The organism is Sphingomonas sp. (assembly GCF_036731925.1).
Taxonomy (GTDB): domain Bacteria; phylum Pseudomonadota; class Alphaproteobacteria; order Sphingomonadales; family Sphingomonadaceae; genus Sphingomonas.
On sequence record NZ_DAINDJ010000002.1, the window covers coordinates 416,213 to 429,552 of the forward strand.

13 protein-coding genes are annotated in these 13,340 nt (G+C 67.3%); 4 read left to right on the forward strand and 9 right to left on the reverse strand.

Features of this window, described 5'->3' with window-relative positions:
- Positions 1–80: 80 nt before the first annotated feature.
- From V7E00_RS11465 to V7E00_RS11485, 5 genes are all read right to left on the reverse strand, one after another.
- Positions 81–1,091 (reverse strand): LacI family DNA-binding transcriptional regulator, encoded by a 1,011-nt coding sequence (locus V7E00_RS11465; protein ID WP_333572778.1) that lies wholly within the window; start codon positions 1,089–1,091, stop codon positions 81–83.
- Positions 1,092–1,225: 134 nt separating this feature from the next.
- Complete coding sequence (gene rnr, locus V7E00_RS11470) at positions 1,226–3,469, reverse strand: ribonuclease R (RefSeq protein WP_333572779.1); 2,244 nt, start codon at positions 3,467–3,469, stop codon at positions 1,226–1,228.
- A gap of 39 nt (positions 3,470–3,508) precedes the next feature.
- Entirely contained in the window at positions 3,509–4,138 is a 630-nt protein-coding gene (locus V7E00_RS11475) for a CatB-related O-acetyltransferase (RefSeq protein WP_333572780.1), read from the reverse strand.
- Positions 4,139–4,181: 43 nt separating this feature from the next.
- Complete coding sequence (locus V7E00_RS11480) at positions 4,182–4,781, reverse strand: TIGR02466 family protein (RefSeq protein WP_333572781.1); 600 nt, start codon at positions 4,779–4,781, stop codon at positions 4,182–4,184.
- Entirely contained in the window at positions 4,781–6,025 is a 1,245-nt protein-coding gene (locus V7E00_RS11485) for a threonine ammonia-lyase (protein ID WP_333572782.1), read from the reverse strand. The genes V7E00_RS11480 and V7E00_RS11485 overlap by 1 nt, the downstream gene beginning before the upstream one ends.
- 58 nt (positions 6,026–6,083) lie before the next feature.
- Here V7E00_RS11485 and V7E00_RS11490 point away from each other — a divergent pair, with 58 nt between their 5' ends.
- Both V7E00_RS11490 and V7E00_RS11495 read left to right on the forward strand, forming a co-directional pair.
- Positions 6,084–7,739 carry an amidohydrolase gene (locus tag V7E00_RS11490; RefSeq protein WP_333572783.1) on the forward strand — a complete coding sequence of 552 codons (1,656 nt, stop codon included), beginning with the start codon at positions 6,084–6,086 and terminating at the stop codon, positions 7,737–7,739.
- Between the two features lie 4 nt (positions 7,740–7,743).
- Positions 7,744–8,391: an HPP family protein gene (locus V7E00_RS11495; RefSeq protein ID WP_333572784.1), complete on the forward strand. Its 648-nt coding sequence runs from the start codon at positions 7,744–7,746 to the stop codon at positions 8,389–8,391.
- Between the two features lie 116 nt (positions 8,392–8,507).
- Here the strand turns inward: V7E00_RS11495 and V7E00_RS11500 are convergent, their stop codons facing one another.
- The 4 genes from V7E00_RS11500 to V7E00_RS11515 all read right to left on the reverse strand — a co-directional run bounded on the left by V7E00_RS11500 (position 8,508) and on the right by V7E00_RS11515 (position 11,840).
- Entirely contained in the window at positions 8,508–8,915 is a 408-nt protein-coding gene (locus V7E00_RS11500; protein WP_333572785.1) for a diacylglycerol kinase family protein, read from the reverse strand.
- A 104-nt stretch (positions 8,916–9,019) separates the two neighbouring features.
- Positions 9,020–9,727, reverse strand: a complete 708-nt coding sequence (gene ctrA / locus V7E00_RS11505; RefSeq protein WP_333572786.1) for a response regulator transcription factor CtrA — start codon at positions 9,725–9,727, stop codon at positions 9,020–9,022.
- A gap of 134 nt (positions 9,728–9,861) precedes the next feature.
- A complete protein-coding gene (locus V7E00_RS11510; RefSeq protein WP_333572787.1) occupies positions 9,862–10,932 on the reverse strand; it encodes an AI-2E family transporter in 1,071 nt (356 codons plus the stop codon).
- A complete protein-coding gene (locus V7E00_RS11515; protein ID WP_333572788.1) occupies positions 10,929–11,840 on the reverse strand; it encodes a LysR family transcriptional regulator in 912 nt (303 codons plus the stop codon). The genes V7E00_RS11510 and V7E00_RS11515 overlap by 4 nt, the downstream gene beginning before the upstream one ends.
- Positions 11,841–11,951: 111 nt before the next feature.
- Here V7E00_RS11515 and V7E00_RS11520 point away from each other — a divergent pair, with 111 nt between their 5' ends.
- Together V7E00_RS11520 and wrbA are read left to right on the forward strand one after the other, a co-directional pair.
- A complete protein-coding gene (locus V7E00_RS11520; protein ID WP_333572789.1) occupies positions 11,952–12,650 on the forward strand; it encodes a pirin family protein in 699 nt (232 codons plus the stop codon).
- A 49-nt stretch (positions 12,651–12,699) separates the two neighbouring features.
- Entirely contained in the window at positions 12,700–13,302 is a 603-nt protein-coding gene (wrbA, locus tag V7E00_RS11525; protein ID WP_333572790.1) for an NAD(P)H:quinone oxidoreductase, read from the forward strand.
- The last annotated feature ends 38 nt before the right edge of the window (positions 13,303–13,340 follow it).

The window sequence follows — 13,340 nt, forward strand, 5'->3', positions numbered from 1 at the left end:
GAGGTTAACGCGCCGTTTACGATTTCGACCAGTCGCAACCATGGTTAACGCCGTCCCGGGCCGGGATGGTTGCGATCCGCTCAGCGCTTGGGCGCCGGCCCCGTGGTCGCGCGGACCTTCAGCTCATGGTCGAGCATCACCTGCGGCGTGACTGCATTGCCCGCCAGCATCAGGTCCGCCGCGGCATAGGCCAGCTCGCGCACCGGCTGGCGGATGGTGGTGAGCGGCGGCCATACGGCGCGGGCGAGATCGGAATCGTCAAAGCCGGCGATCGACAGCGCATCCGGCACGGCGATGTCCGCCTCGTGCGCCGCTGCCAGCGCGCCGGCCGCCATGTCGTCGTTGCCGGCGAAGATCGCGGTCGGGCGCGGTTCCCGGGCAAACAACACCCGCGCCGCCGCCCCGCCCGACTGGAAGCTGTAGTCGCCTGCAATGACGAGCGCCGGATCGAAGGCGATCCCATGCGCTTCCAGCTCCTGCCGATAGCCGGCAAGACGATCGGCCGAGGAGACGTGGCTTTCCGGCCCGCGCAGAAAGGCGATGGCGCGGTGGCCCAGTTCGATGAGGTGCCGGGTGATTTCGCGTGCGGCTGCCACGTCGTCCATCGTCGTGGCGAGGCCGTGATCCTTCCGGAGCCCCGGGGCGATGCGGACATAGGGCAGCTTGCGCTGGTCCAGCGCCTCGATCAGTTCGGGCATCTCGGTCAGCGGCGGCGACAGGATCAGTCCGTCCAGATGCGCCTCGTCGACCAGCGCCAGCACGTCCGGCACGAGATCGCGCGACCCGCTTTCCAGCGGCTGCATCAGCAGGCGGTAGCCAAGCTCGTGGCAACGTTCCAGCGCGCCCGCCTGGATGTGAAAGACATAATAGGGGCTGGGATTGTCATACAGCAGCGCCACCTGGAACGAGCGGCGCCCTGCCAGCGTCCGCGCGGCATGGCTCGGCCGGAAGTTGAGCTGGGCGACCACTTCCTCGACCCGCCGCCGCGTCTCTTCGCTGACGTGCTTTTCGTTGTTGAGCACGCGAGACACGGTCTTGAACGACACGCCGGCGATCTTCGAGACTTCCTTGATCGTCGGGCGGCTGGACATTCTCACTCCTTCGCAGACACGCGTCATTCCGGCATTGCAACATGCTCTCTATGACAGCTTGTAGCGCGGCCGTTACGCCTTTGCACGGTTTTTGGACAGCGCTGCCAGACACGCAGGCCCGGCAGCGCCTCGCCTCAGCGTTTGCGACCCTGGTGGCGGATATTGCCGGGGCGCCCCCGCCGGTGGATCACCCGCTTGGGCGCTCCCTTTCCCGGGCGACCGGTGCGCTGCGGCCCGCCCGCCGAGCCCTTGCCGTCCGGCAACTCGAAGCGCAGCGCGCCGGAGACCGGGTTCGCCTCGACCAGCCGCAGCTCGATCCGCTGGCCCAGGGTGAATTCCTCGCCGCTATGCTCGCCGACCAGCCGCTTGCCGGCCTCGTCATAGTGGAAATACTCGCTGCCCAGGTCACGCGCGGCGACCAGCCCGTCGCCGCCGATCCCCTCCACGGTCGCGAAGAAGCCGAAATTCTGCACGCCGGTGATCCGCGCCGCCATCACCTCGCCGACATGCGCGGCGAGATAGGCAGCGACATAGCGGTCGATCGTCTCGCGCTCCGCTTCCATCGCGCGGCGCTCGAGCTGGCTGATCGACTGGCCGATCCGGTCCATGCTGCCCGCTTCCTCGGCGGTCAGCCCGCCGGGCCCCAGCCGATAGGCATCGACCAGTGCGCGGTGCACGACCAGATCGGCATAACGGCGGATCGGCGAGGTGAAATGGGCATAGGAGCCCAGCGCCAGGCCGAAATGGCCGACATTCTCCGGGCCGTAATAGGCCTGGGTCTGGGTGCGCAGCACCTGCTCCATCACCTGCGGACGGAAATCCTCCTCGCCCACCCGATCGAGGATGCGGTTGAAGGTGGCGGGTCGGATCACCTGGCCAAGCGCGAACTCGATGTCGAACGTCTTGAGATATTCCTTGAGCGCCGTGAGTTTCTCGCGCGCGGGCGGCTCGTGGATGCGGTACATCACCGGCGTCTTCTTCGCCTCCAGCGCCTTGGCGGCGGCGACGTTGGCGGCGATCATGTAATCCTCGATCAGCTTGTGCGCATCGAGCCGCTCGCGCGGCGCGACCGAGAGGATGCGGCCCTTCTCGTCGAGCACGATGCGACGCTCCGGCAGGTCCAGATCGAGCGGCTCCCGCTTCTCGCGCGCGGCGTAGAGCGCGTGCCAGCAGTCCCACAGCGGGCGCAGCGTGGTCTCGGTGAGCGGATGCTCCAGCGTGCCGTCGATCGCCGCCTGGGCGTCCTCATAGGCGATGTTCGCCGCCAGCCGCACCACTGCACGGGTGAAGCGCCAGCTCTTGAGCGCGCCGCTCTTGGTTACCTGCAGATGGCAGGCAAGCGCGGCGCGATCGACATCCTGCTTGAGCGAGCAGACGTCCGCCGAGAGTATCTCGGGCAGCATCGGCACGACGCGATCGGGGAAATAGACCGAGTTGCCGCGCTTGCGCGCCTCGCGGTCCAGCTCGGAGCCGGGGCGGACATAGAAGGAGACGTCGGCAATCGCGACGATCGCCTTCCAGCCGCCTTCATTGGCGGGATCGTCATCAGGGGTCGCCCAGACGGCATCGTCATGGTCGCGGGCATCGGCAGGATCGATCGCGACGATCGGCAGGTGGCGCAGATCCTCGCGCCCGTCGCCCAGCGGCTGCTTCGCGACGCGCTCGGCCTCCTCCAGCAGCTCCTCCGAAAACACGTTGGGAATGCCGTGGCGGTGGATCGCGATCAGCGAGAAGCTGCGCGGCGCGAACGGATCGCCGAGCCGCTCCACCACGCGCGCGCTGATCCGCGGCGGGCGGCCGGCCTTTTCGGCCAGCACCAGGTCGCCCGGTTCGGCGCCGCCGGCATCGGAAACCGGCCAGCTGCGCCGTTCCTTCTTCTCGACACCCTGCAGCCAGAGCTTGCCGCCCTCTTCGTGCAGCACGCCCAGCATCAGTTCCTCGCCGCGCGCGAGCGTTTTCATCGGATGCGCGATCCAGCCGTTGCCGGCCTCTTCGGTGCGCGCAAGGATGCGATCCCCTACTCCCAGCGCCGATCGCTTGCCGCGCAGTTCGCGTACGCGCAGCCGGGGGGCGGGCACATGCTCGGCCTCCCAACGCTCGGGCACCGCCCAGGTGGTGTCGCCGTCCGCGTCGGTGATCCGCAGCACGGTCACCTTGGGCAGCCCGCCCATCTTGTGGAAGGCACGGCCGGGGGCGACATCGATCAGCCCCTCGTCGCTCATGTCCTTTAGCAGCGCCTTGAGCAGGATCTTGTCCTGCGCACTCAGCCCGAATGCCTTGGCGATCTCGCGCTTGCCGGCAGGCGTGTCGGAGGATGCGATGAAATCGAGAATCTGCTGCCGTGTCGGCAACCCTGCGCTTGTTCTGTTCTTAGCCATTGGCCCCCAACATAGGCGCTGGGAACCGACAAACAATCGCTATCCCGCAGCGACCGCTGCAACCGCGCGCTCGAAGGCCGCGGCATTCTCCACCGTCGGCTCCAGCGCGAAGTCAGGCGCCAGTGCAGAGGCGCGCTTCAGGGTCGCGAGATCCAGTTCCCACCAGCGCGTGCGCTCCACGGCGTCGATCACCTCGGGCGAAAAGCGATGGCGGATCAGCTTCGCGGGATTACCCCCGACGATTGCATAGGCCGGAACATCGCGCGTCACGATCGACCCCGCGCCGATCACCGCGCCACGACCGATATGCGTGCAGCCCGGCGTGATGATGGCGTTGTGGCCGATCCACACATCGTCCTCGATGATCGCCGCCCGGGAGACAACGCGGTCCCGATCAATCACCCCGCGGCCTTTCAAATAGAAGATCGGGTGGGTCGACAGTGCCTGGAGCGGGTGGTTGGCCGAGATGACCCGTACCGATGCCGCGAACGAACAATAGCGGCCGATCTTGGTGCCAGGCTGGATGCGCCACCGATCGAATGCGCCGTAGCTATATTGGCCGATCTCGATGCCGTAGAGCTTCTGGAAGCGATTGCGAAGGTAAGAGCTCTCGTCCTGGTTTCGTATCAGCTTCAGCAGAACTCGGTCGACCGTGTTCTGAAGACCCATCGCTTTCCTCCCTGTTCACCGTTCAACCGGAAACGCATGAACGCTACCAGCGATAGTTGAAGCTGACGCTGATCCGCTTTTCCTTGCCCGCCCCCGGCGGCACCTCGTGACGAAGCCAGCTTTCCCACAACAGGATCGTGCCCGGCTCCGGCACCACCTCGATAAAGGGCTGGAGCGATTCCGGCGCATCCGGGCGGCGCGTCGGCGCAGCCATCATCATCGCCAGGCGCGGATCCTCGAGCTTCAGGCCGCGCGACCCCGCCGGCAACGCGACATAGACCGTCCCCGAAACCACGCTGTGCGGATGGATGTGTGCGCCGTGGCCGCCCTTGCCGTCGAGCACGTTGACCCACAGGCTGTCGAGCTTGAGCTTGCGCCCGCCCAGGTCGAAGGCGCAGGCCTCGACAAACTTGGCGACGTGGCGATCGAGCAGCCGCTTCAGATCCGCGAAGGCCGGGTCGCGGATCGGCAGATCGTCGAGCGAGGCGTAGCTTGTATAGCCGCGATAATGGTTCTCCCGGCACCAGCGGCGACCGGCGGTGTCGTCCTCCGCCAGTTGCAGGCACGAGGCTTCCAGCTCGGCGATCAAGGCGTCGTCGCCCAGCGGCTGCTGGTAGAGGAGGGTCGAAAACAGCGTGCGCATCAGGCGGACTCGACCATGCTCACTTCATACTGCGCCCGGCGCAGCGCGGTGATCAGCCGATCGAGATGGTTGCGGTCGCGCGTTTCGCACTCGATGTCGGTCACCAGGCCCTTGGCGGGCAGCGACGTGAACACGCGCTGGTGATACACTTCGATGATATTCACGCCCTGTTCGTGGAAGATCCGCGCGACATGGAACAGCGCGCCCGGGCGGTCCTGCAGCCGGATGCGTAGCCGCGCCAGACGGCCCGAACGCGCGAGGTCGCGCAGCAGCACGTTGGCAAGGAGGCGGGTGTCGATATTGCCGCCGCACAGGATGGTGCCGACGGTCTTGCCCTTGAAGCGCTCCGGCTCGGAAAGCAGCGCGGCGAGGCCTGCGGCCCCTGCGCCTTCGACCACCGTCTTCTCGATCTGCAGGAGCAGGCTCACTGCCTCCTCCAGCCGGCGTTCGCCGACCAGCACGATGTCGTCGACCAGCGCCTCGACGATCTTTGCCGTCATGTTGCCCGGGTACTTCACCGCAATACCCTCGGCGAGCGTGTCGCCCGCGCACGGCATCTCGGTGTGGTGCACGCGGTTGTACATCGATGGGTAGAGCTCGGCCTGCACGCCCAGCACCTCGATCGGCCGATCCTGCGCCTTGGCGACGACTGCCGCGCCCGAGATGAGCCCGCCGCCGCCGATGGGCACGACGAGCGTGTCGATGCCGGGCACGTCTTCCAGCAGTTCCAGCGTCGCGGTGCCCTGGCCGGCGATCACGCGGGGATCGTCGAACGGGTGGATGAAGGTGAAGCCGCGCTCCGCCTCCAGCTCGCGCGAATGCTGGTAGGCGGCGTCGAACGTCTCACCGTGCAGCACCACGTTGGCGCCGTGCCCTTCGGTCTGCGTCACCTTCACGATCGGCGTGTTCTTGGGCATCACGATCGTGCTGGGGATGCCCAGCCGGGTGGCGTGATAGGCAAGGCCCTGTGCATGGTTGCCGGCCGAGGCGGCGATGACGCCCTTGGCACGGGCCTCGGCATCCAGCTGGAGCAGCGTGTTGAGCGCGCCGCGTTCCTTGTAGGCGGCGGTGAACTGCAGGTTCTCGAACTTCAGATACACGTTCGCGCCGGTCAGCTGCGAGAGCGTCCGGCTGTGCAGCGTGGGCGTACGCACCACCGCGCCCGAAATTCGCTCCGCCGCCGCACGAACATCGGCGATGGACACGGGGAGCGAGGCGGGCGCGTTTGCTGCTTTGGTAGCCATGATCCCGTTCGCCTAGACCATCTGGCGCGGCAGGGGAACAGGCCCTATGCCCTCGTCCATGTTCACGCGCCTCAAGCGGCTTGCCGCCGCCACCGCCCTGCTGCTCGCGCCCGCTGCCCAGGCCGATGGAATCGTTGACAATGTCAATGGAATCACGCTCGACGCCAAAGGCGCCGTGGTGCGGTTCGAGGCGCTGCAGATCGACCCTTATGGCAAGGTCGTCGCAGTCTATGCCAAGGGGCAGAAGCGGCCCAAAAAGCTGGTCTGGCGGCTCGACCTGAAGGGCGCGACGATCGTGCCGGGGATGATCGACGCGCATGGCCATTTCATGGGCCTAGGCTTTCAGCAGCTCCAGCTCGATCTTTCCGCCACCACCAGCCTCGACGAGGCGCTGGCCCGGATCGGCGACTATACGGCCAAGAGCCGCGCGAAATGGGTGCTCGGCCGCGGCTGGAACCAGGAAGCCTGGAAGCTCGGCCGCTTCCCCACCGCCGCCGATCTCGATCGCGCGGTGAGCGACCGTCCGGTCTGGCTGGAGCGGGTCGACGGCCATGCCGGCTGGGCGAACAGCAAGGCGCTCGAGCTGGCCGGCATTACCGCGACCACCAGGGACCCCGCCGGCGGCCGCATCGAGCGTGACGCGAGCGGTCGCCCCACCGGCGTGCTGGTCGATGCCGCGACCGAGCTGGTCGCCAAGGTCGTGCCGCAACCCACCCCGCGCGAACGCAACGCCGCCTTCCTTGCCGCACAGCAGAAGCTGCTGTCGCTCGGCATCACCGCCACCGCCGACATGGGCACCACGGTGGACGATTGGGAAACGATGCGCGGCATGGCCGATATCGGCCAGCTCCACCTGCGCATCCTGAGCTATGCCCACGGCGTCGACACCGCGCTGCGCGTGGCGGGCGCCGGTCCGACGCCGTGGCTGTACGGCGACCGGCTGCGGATGGGCGGCATCAAGCTCTATGCCGATGGCGCGCTGGGCTCGCGCGGCGCATGGCTCAAGGCCGACTACAGCGATGCGCCGGGCAACAAGGGACTGGGCTTCCTCACCGACGACCAGCTGCTCAACCTGATGGCGCGCGGGGCGATGGACAATTTCCAGCTCGCCGTTCACGCGATTGGCGATCGCGCCAACAGCCAAGTGCTCGACGCGATCGAGATCCTGTCCGAAACCTACAAGGGCGATCGCCGCTGGCGGATCGAGCACGCCCAGATCATCGATCCGAAGGACCTGCCGCGCTTTGCCAAGCTGGGCGCGATCGCCTCGATGCAGCCGGTCCACCAGACCAGCGACAGGATCATGGCCGAAGCGCGGCTGGGACCGGATCGGCTGGCCGGTGCCTATGCCTGGCGGACGATGCTGCGCGACGGGACGCGGATCGCCTTCGGCTCCGACTATCCGGTCGAGAGCCCCGATCCCTGGGCCGGCTGGGCGGCAAGCTTCACCCGGCAGGACGCGGCCGGCAATCCGCCGGGCGGCTGGCGCCCCGAGGAGAAGCTGACCCGCGAGGAAGGCTGGGCGGGCTTCACCATCGGCGCCGCCTATGCGGGCTTCGCCGACGACAAGATCGGTCGGCTGGCACCCGGCCTGTGGGCCGACTTCCTGATCCTAGATCGCGACCCGCTGACCGCCTCGCCTACCGAGCTGCGCGGCACCAAGGTGGTGGAGACTTGGGTCGGCGGGCGCCGGGCCTGGGGCGCGAAGCCCTAGTCGCATGTTCAAGCTGGTGATGGCCGGCGCGCAGTGGCGCGACCGGATCGGCGCGGCGCTGGGCGGCGCGATCGGGATCGGGATAACGGCCTGGGTGTCGGCCCTGGCTGGGTTCGACCGTACGACGGCGATCCTGCTGGCCGCGCCCATCGGTGCCTCGGCAGTGCTGGTGTTCGCCGTGCCGTCGAGCCCACTGGCGCAGCCGTGGCGCGTGATCGGCGGGAATGGGATTTCGGCGCTGGTGGGACTGGCCGTGGCGCACTGGCTGGGGCACGGCGCGCTGGCAGCAGGCGTGGCGGTAGGGCTGGCGATCCTGATCATGTCGCTTACCCGCAGCCTGCACCCGCCGGGCGGGGGTACGGTGCTGCTGCCCGTGCTGGCGCCTGCGGTGCTGGCGCAGGGACTGGAATTCGTACTGCTGCCGATCGCAGTGAACGCCGTGCTGCTCACGCTGTGCGGGCTGCTGGTCCACCGCTTCACCGGGCACAGCTACCCCCACCGGGTGCAGCCCGCCCCGCCCGCGCCGGGCCTGCTGCCGGAGGATGTGGACGCCGCGCTGGAAGAGGCCGGCGAGGCCTTCGACGTCAGCCGCGAGGACTTGCTGGCACTGCTCGCCCGCGCCGAACACCATGCAGCGGCACGACGCGGATAAAGCCTTCTAAGCCCCTCCCCTTCAGGGGAGAGGTTGGGGTGGGGTATGACCGACGAGCGGCGGGCTCGCTTCCGGTTCAGGCCCCACCCCCAACCCCTCCCCTGAAGGGGAGGGGCTTAGAAGGGCAGTATCCGGAGCAGGGGCGGCACCAGCGTCAGCAGTCCGATCGCCGCAGCCGCAAGCGACGCGATCAATACGCCGCCCGCTGCTAGATCCTTGATGCGGCCGATCGCCGGATCGAAATCCGGGCAGATCCGGTCGCAAAGATCCTCGATGGCGGTGTTGAACGCCTCGGCCAGCCAGACCAGCGCAATGGCGAGGACCAGCCAGCGCCAGTCCGAGAGCGGCAGCTGCAAGGCGGCACCGGCTGCGACCGCACAAAGCGAAGCGGCCAGATGCACCCGCGCGTTATGCTCCTCGCGTACCAGCACGCGCAGTCCCCGGATCGCGTAGCGAAAGCTCTTCAGGCGCGCGGAAATGCTGAAGCCTTTCGGCGCCGCGCAGTGGTCGCTGGGTTCGCTCATCCGGTCAGCGTGACCGATCCGTTGGCGCCCCGCCAGCGTGGAAACGAAAAGGCCGCCGTCACCCGGTGGTGACGGCGGCCCTGCCCCTGCGTGATCTCCGGAAATCAGGCGACCTGGGTGTCCACCTGGCCTGCCTCGTCCGGCTCGCGCAGCACATAGCCGCGGCCCCAGACGGTCTCGATGTAATTGTCACCTTCGCACGCCATGCTCAGCTTCTTGCGCAGCTTGCAGATGAACACGTCGATGATCTTGAGTTCGGGCTCGTCCATGCCGCCATAGAGATGGTTCAGGAACATCTCCTTGGTCAGCGTCGTGCCCTTGCGGAGCGAAAGCAGCTCCAGCATCGCATATTCCTTGCCGGTCAGGTGCACGCGGGCGCCGTCCACCTCGACGGTCTTGGCGTCCAGGTTCACCGCCAGCTTGCCGGTGCGGATGACCGACTGCGAATGGCCCTTCGAGCGGCGCACGACGGCGTGGATGCGGGCGACCAGCTCTTCGCGATGGAACGGCTTGGTGACGTAATCATCGGCGCCGAAGCCGAACGAGCGCACCTTCGAATCCATTTCGTTGATGCCGGAGAGGATCAGCACCGGGGTCTGCACCCGCGCGGTGCGCACCTTCTTCAGCACGTCATAGCCGTGCATGTCCGGCAGGTTCAGGTCGAGCAGGATGATGTCGTAATCATACAGCTTGGCGAGGTCCAAACCCTCCTCGCCCAGGTCGGTCGTGTAGACGTTGAAACCTTCGCCCGAGAGAATCAGTTCGATCGCCTTGGCTGTGCTAGGTTCGTCTTCGATCAGCAGCACGCGCATTGCCGGTTCCCCTGTCCACACCACACGACGGAGCCCCGATGCTCGACGCGCTGGACGCTTCATTAACCTAAGCGTCAATGAAGCCGAAAGGTTAATTTCTCGTAAGTCGGGCGGTTCCGCAAGCCCTGTGGAATCTACGCATCGGGTTCGGCCTTATCCGGGGAATCCTGGGGCCTTACCTCAATATCCTCGCCCAGAACCTCCCGCAGATACAGGCTGCGCACCAGCGTGAAAATCACCACCAGCAGCGCAGCCGAGAAGAACAGCCCGAACAGCCCGAAGACGAAGCCGATGCCGATGATCGCGAACAGCGTGACGGCCGGCGGGATCGAAATCACCCGGCTCTGCACGAAGGGGGTCAGGAAGTTGGTCTGGACGATTCGCACGCCCGCGAACACCAGCAGACAGCCGATCAGCGCGCCCGATCCGCCGGTGGCGGCGAGGCCGAGCGCCGGCAGCATCGCCGCGGTCGGACCGACATAGGGGATGAACTCGCTCAAGCCCGCCAGCAGCCCCAGCGCGGCCGGCGACGGCACGCCGGCGATCCACAATCCAACACCGACCAGCAGGCCCATGCTGGTCATCAGGATCAGCTGGGTGCGCAGCCACAGCCGCAGCGTGGTACCCACATCCGCGAGCGCATCGGCGACGGCGTCGCGGGTATCGCCCCGAGGCACCAGCAGCAGCAACCCGCGCAGATAGACGCCGGGGTCCGCCGCCATGAACAGCGCGCCGACCAGCAGCAGCAAGGCGTTGAGGAACAGCTCGAACGATCCCAGCGCAAACCCGCTCGCGTCCCGAGCCACGCGCGATCCGGCGAACGCCGCCTCGGCCGCGTCGTACAGCTTGGCAGCGACGGGGCTTCCCTGGGCCCATTCTCTGAGGCGGACGACCAGCTGGGGAATGGAGCGCACCAGCGCCTCCACCTGCGGCCCGAACTGCACTGCGAACAGCCAGACGAGAAGGCCGATCGACGCCAGCACGCTGAGCATCGAGGCGACCACCGACCATCGCCTGGGCACGCCCAGCTGGGCATAGCGATCAGCAATCGCGCGGATCACCACCGCACCCAGCACCGCGCCGAAGGTAAGGATCAGCAGATCGGCGGCGCGCACGAGCGCGACCACCACCGCCCCCACGGTCAGCAGGATCAGGACGCGGCGGATGAACCGCGCATCGGCATCATCAGGAACAAGGCGCCTCACGCCTCCCGAACGCAGATGCTGCGCAAGCGCTCCGTCAGAAAGTCGATCAGCGCCTCCACCCGTACCGGGCGGCGCGATCCGGGCGGGGTGACGAGGTGCAGCCCCACCGAACCCGCGACCCAGTCGGCCAGCACCGCTTCCAGCCGGCCGGCAGCCAGGTCGGCATCGACGAGGAAGCTGGGCAGGCAGGCGATGCCCTGCCCCGCCAGCAGCATGGGCAACATCGCCTCGCCATTGTCGGTGCGCAGCGGCCCGTCGACGCGCACCGCCGCCTCCTCCCCGCCCGCCTTGCGAAAGCGCCACGTGCCCGGCATCGCCATGTTGGTGTATACGAAGCATGCATGCCGCGCGAGATCGGCCGGGTGCAGCGGGCGCCCGGCCCGATCGAAATAGGACGGGGCGCCAACGACATGGATCGCCACCGGACCAAGGCGTCGCGCGCGCAGCGAACTGTCGGGCAATTCGGCAATGCGAAGCGCCACGTCGATCCCTTCGGCGACGATGTCGACACGCGCATCCGACAGCGTGAGCTCCACCGTGATCTGGGGGTTCGCCGCCATGAACTCCGCGAGCAGCGGCGCCAGATGGCGCACGCCGAAGGTGAGCGGCGCCGCCAGCCGCACCAGCCCCGAAGGCGCACTGGCCGACTCGAATGCCGCTTCCTCCGCAGATTGGCCTTCGTCCAGAATGCGCTGGGCATGTTCAGCGAGCTGCTGGCCGCTGTCGGTAAGGGTGAGCCGGCGCGAGGTGCGGTGGAACAGCGAAGTGCCCAGCCGTTCCTCCAGCCGCGTGATCGCCTTGGAAACCGTTGCCTTGGAAACGCCCAGCGCAACCGCAGCACCGCTGAACGAGCGATGCTCCACCACGCTGGCGAACACCGCCCAGGCTTCGAAATCCGGTAGCTTCATCCCCGCCTCCCTCTTGCTCCACGCTGATCACGAAACGATCAGTTTCCAACGTTTCCGTTTACGCGCTGATGCCGATCCCTATCTTGGCGGCAACCCACAAGGAGATCAGCAATGGTCGACAAACGCAGTTTCGAAAGCCTGGGCGGTGCCGATCACGGTTGGCTCAAGGCCAAGCATCACTTCAGCTTCGCCGACTATTACGATCCGGCACGGATGGGCTGGGGCGCGCTTCGGGTTTGGAACGACGACGAGATCGCGCCGAATTCAGGCTTTCCACCGCATCCGCACCAGAACATGGAAATCATCACCTATGTTCGCCAGGGTGCGATCACCCACCAGGATTCGATGGGCAACAAGGGCCGCACCGAGGCGGGCGACGTGCAGGTTATGAGCGCCGGCACCGGCGTGCGCCATGCGGAATATAATCTCGAGCCGGAAACGACTCGAATCTTCCAGATCTGGATCCTGCCGCGCGAGGCCGGCGGGCAGCCGAGCTGGGGTGCCAAGCCTTTCCCGAAGGGCGATCGCTCCGGCCGCTTCGTCACCCTCGCCTCGGGCTTCCCCGGGGACAAGGACGCGCTGCCGATCCGTGCCGACGCGCGCGTGCTGGGCGCGACCCTGAAGGCGGGCGAGAGCGTGACGCATTCGGTGGGCGAAGGCCGCCACGCCTATCTGGTGCCCGCCGCAGGCGCGATCACCGTCGACGGTGAGGCGGTAAACGCCCGCGACGGCGCGGCGCTTTCGGGCGGCCGGACCGTCACCATCACTGCCGTTCAAGACGCAGAGATCGTTCTCGTCGATTCCGAATAAGGCGGGGATTCGTGCCTCGTCCTTTCCACCCGCACTGGGAGCTTTTGCCATGACCAAGATTCTCGTTCTCTATTACTCGTCCTACGGCCACCTCGCGAAGATGGCCGATGCCGTTGCCGAGGGCGCGCGCAGCGCCGGCGCGGAAGTCGATGTGCGGCGCGTCGCCGAAACCGCACCCGCCGAAGTGGCGCAGGCGGCCGGATTCCGCGTCGACGACAGCCACGCGCTGTTCGACGATCCGAACCAGCTCGCCCAGTATGACGGCATCATCGTCGGCGCGCCGACTCGCTTCGGCCGCATGGCAAGCCAGATGGCCGCCTTCTGGGACAAGGCCGGCGGCGTGTGGTTCCAGGGCCAGCTGAACGGCAAGGTCGGTGCGGCGTTCACCTCCACCGCCTCGCAGCATGGCGGCCAGGAAACCACGTTGTTCTCGATCCTCACCAACCTGCTGCACTTCGGCATGACCATCGTCGGCCTGGACTATGGCTTCCAGGGCCAGATGGGCGTGGACGAAGTGAAGGGCGGCTCGCCCTATGGCGCAACCACGATCGCGGATGGCGACGGCAGCCGCCTGCCGAGCGCCGTCGAGCTGGAAGGCGCCCGCTACCAGGGTCGCCGAGTCGCCGAGACCGCGGCCAAGCTGAAGGCGTAACTTCCCCCCGGACCGCGCCTTTGCGTGACGCGCGGTCT

Excerpts from the sequence above, each read along its gene's own strand:
- V7E00_RS11465 (WP_333572778.1), bottom strand. The coding sequence starts at position 1,091 with ATGTCCAGCCGCCCGACGATCAAGGAAGTCTCGAAGATCGCCGGCGTG.
- rnr (WP_333572779.1), bottom strand. The coding sequence starts at position 3,469 with ATGGCTAAGAACAGAACAAGCGCAGGGTTGCCGACACGGCAGCAGATT.
- V7E00_RS11475 (WP_333572780.1), bottom strand. The coding sequence starts at position 4,138 with ATGGGTCTTCAGAACACGGTCGACCGAGTTCTGCTGAAGCTGATACGA.
- V7E00_RS11480 (WP_333572781.1), bottom strand. The coding sequence starts at position 4,781 with ATGCGCACGCTGTTTTCGACCCTCCTCTACCAGCAGCCGCTGGGCGAC.
- V7E00_RS11485 (WP_333572782.1), bottom strand. The coding sequence starts at position 6,025 with ATGGCTACCAAAGCAGCAAACGCGCCCGCCTCGCTCCCCGTGTCCATC.
- V7E00_RS11490 (WP_333572783.1), top strand. The coding sequence starts at position 6,084 with ATGTTCACGCGCCTCAAGCGGCTTGCCGCCGCCACCGCCCTGCTGCTC.
- V7E00_RS11495 (WP_333572784.1), top strand. The coding sequence starts at position 7,744 with ATGTTCAAGCTGGTGATGGCCGGCGCGCAGTGGCGCGACCGGATCGGC.
- V7E00_RS11500 (WP_333572785.1), bottom strand. The coding sequence starts at position 8,915 with ATGAGCGAACCCAGCGACCACTGCGCGGCGCCGAAAGGCTTCAGCATT.
- ctrA (WP_333572786.1), bottom strand. The coding sequence starts at position 9,727 with ATGCGCGTGCTGCTGATCGAAGACGAACCTAGCACAGCCAAGGCGATC.
- V7E00_RS11515 (WP_333572788.1), bottom strand. The coding sequence starts at position 11,840 with ATGAAGCTACCGGATTTCGAAGCCTGGGCGGTGTTCGCCAGCGTGGTG.
- V7E00_RS11520 (WP_333572789.1), top strand. The coding sequence starts at position 11,952 with ATGGTCGACAAACGCAGTTTCGAAAGCCTGGGCGGTGCCGATCACGGT.
- wrbA (WP_333572790.1), top strand. The coding sequence starts at position 12,700 with ATGACCAAGATTCTCGTTCTCTATTACTCGTCCTACGGCCACCTCGCG.